Source organism: Microcystis sp. LE19-195.1E (assembly GCF_027532095.1).
Classification (GTDB): domain Bacteria; phylum Cyanobacteriota; class Cyanobacteriia; order Cyanobacteriales; family Microcystaceae; genus Microcystis; species Microcystis aeruginosa.
In genome coordinates this window covers 1-4,752 of record NZ_JAPZSZ010000275.1, presented here as the reverse complement: position 1 = coordinate 4,752, position 4,752 = coordinate 1, and the positions used below count along the sequence as shown (strand labels likewise).

Annotated in this window: 8 protein-coding genes; 3 read left to right on the top strand and 5 right to left on the bottom strand. The window is 43.4% G+C overall.

All coding sequences use genetic code 11. The annotated features are described in order from the left end of the window. Positions 1-288: 288 nt before the first annotated feature. Together O9300_RS15365 and O9300_RS15360 are read left to right on the top strand one after the other, a co-directional pair. Complete coding sequence (locus O9300_RS15365; protein ID WP_287972562.1) at positions 289-798, top strand: type 4 pilin; 510 nt, start codon at positions 289-291, stop codon at positions 796-798. Beyond that, on the top strand, positions 773-1,405 hold the full coding sequence (locus O9300_RS15360) for a pilus assembly FimT family protein (RefSeq protein WP_287972561.1): 633 nt from the start codon (positions 773-775) through the stop codon (positions 1,403-1,405). The genes O9300_RS15365 and O9300_RS15360 overlap by 26 nt, the downstream gene beginning before the upstream one ends. Positions 1,406-1,446: 41 nt before the next feature. Here the strand turns inward: O9300_RS15360 and O9300_RS15355 are convergent, their stop codons facing one another. Continuing rightward, positions 1,447-1,848, bottom strand: coding sequence for a sll0565 family protein (locus O9300_RS15355; RefSeq protein ID WP_287972560.1), 402 nt, complete (start codon positions 1,846-1,848; stop codon positions 1,447-1,449). A gap of 72 nt (positions 1,849-1,920) precedes the next feature. Between O9300_RS15355 and O9300_RS15350 the strand changes: the two genes are divergently transcribed. Then, complete coding sequence (locus O9300_RS15350) at positions 1,921-2,202, top strand: DUF6439 family protein (protein ID WP_012266421.1); 282 nt, start codon at positions 1,921-1,923, stop codon at positions 2,200-2,202. Here the strand turns inward: O9300_RS15350 and O9300_RS15345 are convergent. From O9300_RS15345 to O9300_RS15330, 4 genes are all read right to left on the bottom strand, one after another. After that, positions 2,199-2,600 carry an ATP-binding protein gene (locus O9300_RS15345; protein WP_287972558.1) on the bottom strand — a complete coding sequence of 134 codons (402 nt, stop codon included), beginning with the start codon at positions 2,598-2,600 and terminating at the stop codon, positions 2,199-2,201. The two genes, O9300_RS15350 and O9300_RS15345, sit on opposite strands and share 4 nt — an antisense overlap. 341 nt (positions 2,601-2,941) lie before the next feature. Beyond that, on the bottom strand, positions 2,942-4,309 hold the full coding sequence (gene rlmD / locus O9300_RS15340) for a 23S rRNA (uracil(1939)-C(5))-methyltransferase RlmD (RefSeq protein ID WP_287972556.1): 1,368 nt from the start codon (positions 4,307-4,309) through the stop codon (positions 2,942-2,944). Positions 4,310-4,311: 2 nt separating this feature from the next. After that, positions 4,312-4,590 (bottom strand): DUF29 domain-containing protein, encoded by a 279-nt coding sequence (locus O9300_RS15335; protein WP_287972555.1) that lies wholly within the window; start codon positions 4,588-4,590, stop codon positions 4,312-4,314. A gap of 49 nt (positions 4,591-4,639) precedes the next feature. Next, on the bottom strand, positions 4,640-4,752 hold a 113-nt coding region (locus O9300_RS15330; protein ID WP_185237766.1), incomplete at its 5' end, for a transposase.

The following is a 4,752-nucleotide window of genomic DNA, read 5'->3' as shown; positions in this document are numbered from 1 at the left end:
TTTTGGCCGCAGGGCTTGCGGTGTCAGTCTGTAGAGCGACTATAAGACCAGAATAGAGTAAATCTGTTAAGGCAGGTGCGAAAAATCCTTCGGGAAAGAAGCAGAAACCTAAATCGTGAGGTTTGGGAATCACCGTCCGTTCACGGCGGTGAGGATGTCAACTGGGTACTCTGTAGTTGAGAGCTAAAAAAGCCAGTGGTTTTCAGGAAAAACTGGGAGGGTTGAAAAGTGAAATCAAAAGGGAAGGGGATACAGTCAAAACTGTCATCGTCCGAGTCAGGTTTCTCGATGTTAGAAGTAATAATTGCCATTTTAACTATTACCGCTTTCTTAACAGGAACCTTACAGTTAATGGCAGTGAATGCCTTATATAAAGTTCGAGCAGAAAGACAAGCTAAAGCCTACTTTTGGATACAAGAAGACTTCGAGTATGTCAAATTTTTAGCTTCGAAGTTAGATGTGAGATCCGTATTTGTCACCACAGATGTATGTACAAATATCGATAAGGGTTATGCCACAGCCTTAAGAAGACAACTAACGGCTACTCCCCTCACCACCACTACTATACCGACGGAACAATTAGTAACGACAACAACAATTGTCGGTAAAAAAAACTATTCTCTCGTTCGGACTTTTAATATTGCTAACCAAGAGGATAATCCTCATCGTCTCCGTATAGAGTATGAAGTGAGATTAGCTGATCCTAAAACTGCTAACGATTACCCCAACCAAGAAAATGTTATTGCTAAAAGTTCTGTCGAGGTGATTCCCGATGCGTCGTTTAAATGTCCATCATAAAAATCAGGGTTTTACCCTGTTAGAAATTTTGATAGCTTTGGCAATTGCGGGAATTCTTGCCGCCTTAACCGGACCTAATTTATTAGCTTGGTTGAATAGCAATAAAGTCCAAGAAGCCACCGATTCTATACAATCAGCCCTAAGGGATGCTCAAAAACAAGCTATCCGTCGAGGGAGAATTTGCACGATTAATTTTACTAACGGGACTGGCACTAATCCCACGGTTTACTCGCAAATAACTGCCAGTGAGCCAGGTTGTTTAGTGGCGGCTAATACTAATGCGGGTTTTCTAAATCTGCCGCAGGGAGTATTTATGGTGGTGAGGAATTTTCCGAATCTTCCCCCTGGGAGCAGCAGTCCGGGGGTACAGTTTTCCTTTCGGGGTCATGTGCCGGGGCTAGCCTTTACTCCGCGGGCAAGCCAAGCGATAATCGTATTATATCCCGCTGCCAATGCCACCGCCGCGCCCTATCCCAACCAAGAAAGAAAGTGTATAGTTATCGCTTCTCTGTTAGGAATAGTTAAACAAGGTACTTATAACGACACTTCTCTAGATGCGCTCGATGCCGCTAAGTGTATAATCCGTCTCGATGGAACTGAACCCTAATCAGCTTCTCAAGGCAACACACCCCAACCCTGTGCAGTTAATCACCCCGTGCAGGATCGCAGAATCCAACCCAGTAAGACTCCGATACCACCAAAGCGGACAATTTGCCAAAAAACCTCCCCCAGCAGTCCGCGACGGATTCCTTCCCAGAATAGACGCTTTAATTCCCCTTCTTTAAGTAAATTGCTTTCTAAAATTACCTCTAATTCTTGAATCTGTTCGCGAATTTGTGCCAATTCCTTTTCTAGTTCAGGTAGGGGATTTTCGCGCCATTGGGGTTCTATTTGGCTAAATTGTGCCTCTAGGTCTTTTTTTTGCTGTTCTGCTTCGTTGATCTGTCGATAACGGTCTCTTAGTGCTGCGATCGCCGCTTCGACTTCTTCAATCGCTTGGGTAAATTCTGCCGATTCATCGCTAGGGTATGGGTTTTCTTCTAAGGACATGGACTCGATCCGATTGCCTGCGTCTAAACTATAGTTATAGACGATTTTACGGTTTTACGAAACCTTTTGATTATGATTCCATCCCCTGTCTCTTCCTCATCTCAGACTGTTGATGATCTATCTACCCTGGAATTGGCGCGGATTTTGGCGGAACGTTTGGCGATCGCACCGATTGACTGGCATCGTCTGAAAGCCAATCGTAATGCTCGGGCCGCCGAACAATTAGGGACGGCTTTGGTGTTTTTATTAGATAATCAGCCAGAAGAAGCACTTCCTCGGCTACAACAGGCTACAGGCTGGCTCGATCGCTCGATTTCTGCTCCTCCCTGTCCTTCTCACGGTCATGGTCCTTAGGTGAACCAGCGTTCCTGTTTAATTTGTTTACAAAGTTTCAGTTGGGTTCCTTTTTGATTCCAGTGAACTTGGTCGAAGATTTGATATAACATACACAGTCCTCGGCCATTTTCCGCTTCTTCGGGGGGAAAATTGGGACAATCGCAACTACAGCCATGATGGTGACAACCTGGTGTAAATCCACAACCTTCGTCGGTAATTACCCAAGAATACTCGTCTTTACTGCTGGAAAAGTGAACGACCACGGTTTTGCTGGGATCGAGATGATTGCCGTGTTTAGCGGCATTAACTAAAGCTTCTTGCAATCCTAATCTAATTTCTGGTTCTAATTCTTCCGGAATACTAGCGGTCAGTAAATCTAAAATCGGACAAAGATACAAGGTGGAAGCGAAACTCATGGTGTTCCAGCTTCGTTTGCTTGTTGGCAGTGAAATAGCAATCACGCGCTTTACCTCTAGCTTTTATTCAATGACTGTTCTCTTACAGAAAGATTAAGGTCTCTTAACCGTCGATCTAGATGATTGCCATACCTAATGAGTCATATTTTATCCCTTTTCTGTCTCTGAGATTGATTAGATATTTTTATGATTGATCTACAAACCAATCGAGAATCAAGGCCACTTTGAGTGGGTAATTAATCAAAAAAGTAGTTGATTGGAACGGTCTTTAATATGCTATTATCCTTACCCATTGACTTTTCAGCCATAAACGGCTAAAGTGTCGGGTTTTTCCTCCTATTTCATCCTACCATATTCGCTGTTTTTTGTCTAAGAAAAGCGGCGCATTCGACGTGGGGAGTTTGGGGAAAGAAATCAGCTGTTTGCACTTCTAGCAGTTGATAATCGCCTGTTTTACAGAGATATTGCAAGTCTCTGGCTAAAGTTGCACTTTGACAACTGATATAAACAATGCGTTGACTTTGCAGCTGTAACAGACTATCGAGGACAGATCGATCGCAACCTTTGCGGGGCGGATCGAGTAGAATAATGTCGGGTTTAACTGTCAGTTGCGGTAAAGTTTTTTCTACTGCCCCCAAAATAAAAGTTGTGTTGGTAATATTATTTAATTGGGCGTTAATCTTGGCTCGATCGAGGGAAAAGCTATAGGATTCTAGTCCAATCACCTCTTTAACCCGTTTAGCGAGGGGTAAAGTAAAAGTACCGATGCCACAGTAGGCATCAATGAGAATTTCTTCACCTTTAAGGTCTAATTTCTGACAAATAACCGCAAATAAGGCTTCAGCAGCCTCTGTATTAACCTGAAAAAAGGTATCGGCAGCCAATTGATAGGTTAATCCGGCGAACTTTTCGGTAATATAGTCCCTTCCGGCGATAGTTGTGGTCTGAGCGCCAAAAATAGCATTACCTCGATCGGGGTGATAATTGACGGTTACACCGACTAAATTGCCGTATTTTGCCAGCCATTGCCGCGCCTGTGCCTCAATTCCCTGTAAATTATTATCGGTACTAATCAGGGTTAATAAAACTTCTCCAGTGTGGCGGCCAATTCTTAGGGATAAATGGCGTAATTGTCCTTGATGGGTCTTTTCATCGTAAATTGACCAGCCTTGACCCTGAATATCCTGTTTTATCTCTGCTAGAAACGGATTTAAAGCCTGATCTTGAATTGGACATTGATTGAGATTAATCAGATGATGGCTGCCGCGACGATAATAACCTGCTTGCACATTGCCGGTGGGGGAAAATCCGAGGGGATAGGTAGCTTTATTGCGATAAGCGAGGGGAGAATTACCGGTGAGGGGAGGATAAACCAAAGGATCGCTAAAACCGCCAATTCTGGTTAATACCTCTTGTACTTGCTCTTTTTTGACCAGGCGCTGAAATTGATCCTCGATGTGTTGCCATTGACAGCCACCACATTTATCGGCGACGATGCAGCGGGGCCGGATACGATGGGGAGAAGCTTGGAGAATAGTTTGTAGTTTGCCGATCGCATGACTTTTTTTGATATAGGTGATGCGGGTTTGAATGCGATCGCCAATGACCGTATCCGGCACAAAAATCACCTGTCCTCGGTATTTTCCCACACCTTCGCCCGTATGGTTGAGGTCGGTAATCTCGATCTCGATTAAATCACCTTGTTGCATAGTTAGGGAAACCAGTTTTCATCCAGGGTTTCTGCTGGGGTAATAATGACTTCTATAGGAATTTCTTGCTTGCTCAATTTCGAGACTATTTGCCTAGCTTTTCCATAACAAGAATCGAAAATTTCGAGGAGATAAGGTTTTAAGCTAGGACTGTCTTCCAGCAGATCGGCAATTTGAACTCGAAAATTAATAATTGCCGCTTCCCATTTATTAGCATTATACTCTCTTTCCGTCTGCCAATAAACTAACTTGAGCAGATGCGCTAATAATTGAATTAACAAACTTTTGAGAGCGTGTCGATTATGGCTCTTCGTTACCCTTTATGCTAAATCAACAGACAAGATGCCAAGACAACATACTTCTAACCCAAAAATTCCGAAAGTTTCTAAAGCCATAGGCTCTCCGTTTTATTAGTTTAAGTTTATTGTTGATTCCCTCGACCA